The organism is Microbispora hainanensis (assembly GCF_006874475.1).
Lineage (GTDB): Bacteria > Actinomycetota > Actinomycetes > Streptosporangiales > Streptosporangiaceae > Microbispora > Microbispora hainanensis.
In genome coordinates, this window is sequence record NZ_VIRM01000148.1 from 1 (window position 1) to 1,170 (window position 1,170).

The 1,170-nt window shown below is 70.3% G+C and carries 1 protein-coding gene and 1 pseudogene; both read right to left on the bottom strand.

Going from position 1 to position 1,170, the window contains the following annotated elements:
* The coding region (locus FLX08_RS39905) for a Gfo/Idh/MocA family protein (RefSeq protein ID WP_244313246.1) at positions 1 to 945 on the bottom strand (945 nt) is incomplete at its 3' end.
* A pseudogene (locus FLX08_RS39910) lies at positions 942 to 1,170 on the bottom strand (sugar ABC transporter substrate-binding protein); the annotation flags it as partial. The gene FLX08_RS39905 and the pseudogene FLX08_RS39910, both read right to left, overlap by 4 nt.

The following is a 1,170-nucleotide window of genomic DNA, read 5'->3' on the forward strand; positions in this document are numbered from 1 at the left end:
CAGCACCCGCCGGAAACCGTGCTCGGCGCTGCCGATGGTGTGGTCGTGGAACCACAGCTCGTTCATCGACTCGAAGTCGAAGGCCAGGCTGCCCGCCGAGCCGTTCACCTCGATGCGCAGCGCGTTCTTGTGCCCCGTAGCGAAGCGGGTGGCCTCGAAGGAGCCCAGCGCGCCACCGCTGAACCGGCCGATGAACAGCGCGGCGTCGTCCACGGTGACCGGGCCCCTCCCGGCTCCGCCGCCGGCCGAGAGCCCGGCCGAGCTGGCCGCCAGGGGACGCTCCTTGACGAAGGTCTCGGTCACCGCCGACACCCCGGTCAGCAGCTGACCGGTGATGAATTCGGCGGTGTCGATGATGTGGGCGCCGATGTCGCCGAGGGCGCCCGATCCGGCCTTGTCCTTCTGCAGCCGCCAGACCAGAGGAAACTCGGGGTCGACGATCCAGTCCTGCAGATACTCCGCCCGCACGTGCCGGATCTCGCCGAGCCTGCCCTCCTCCACGAACCGCCGGGCCAGCGCGATGGCGGGCACGCGGCGGTAGTTGAAGGCGACCATGCTGCGCACGCCGCGCGCCGCCGCCTCCTTCGCCGCCGCGGCCATCGCCTCGGCCTCGGCCACGGTGTTGGCCAGCGGCTTCTCGCACAGCACGTGCTTGCCCGCCGCCAGCGCCGCGATCGCGATCTCGGCATGGCTGTCACCCGGCGTGCAGATGTCCACGATCTGCACGTCGTCGCGTTCGAGGAGCCGCTTCCAGTCGGTCTCCGCGTGGGCCCACCCCAGCTTCTCGGCCGCCTGCGCGGTCGCCTCGGCGGACCGGCCGGCGACCGCCACCATCGCGGGCTTGATCGGCAGGTCGAAGAACGCGTCCACGCTGCGCCACGCCTGGGAGTGGGTACGTCCCATGAACGCGTACCCGACCATGCCGATGCCGACTACGGGCCTCACGACTCGAACCCGAGCGGCAGATACTTCTCCGCGTTCTCCTTGGTGATGGTCTCCGACGCCAGCGTGATCGACTGCGGCACCTCCTGCTCCAGCAGGTCGCTCATGCCCTTGCCCTGCGCGATGAGCCGGGCGATCTTGATCGCCGAGGCGGCCATCGTCGCGGGGTAGGTGACCGTGGCCTTCAGCACGCCGTTGTCGGCCTGGATGTCGCGCATCGCGTTCGCC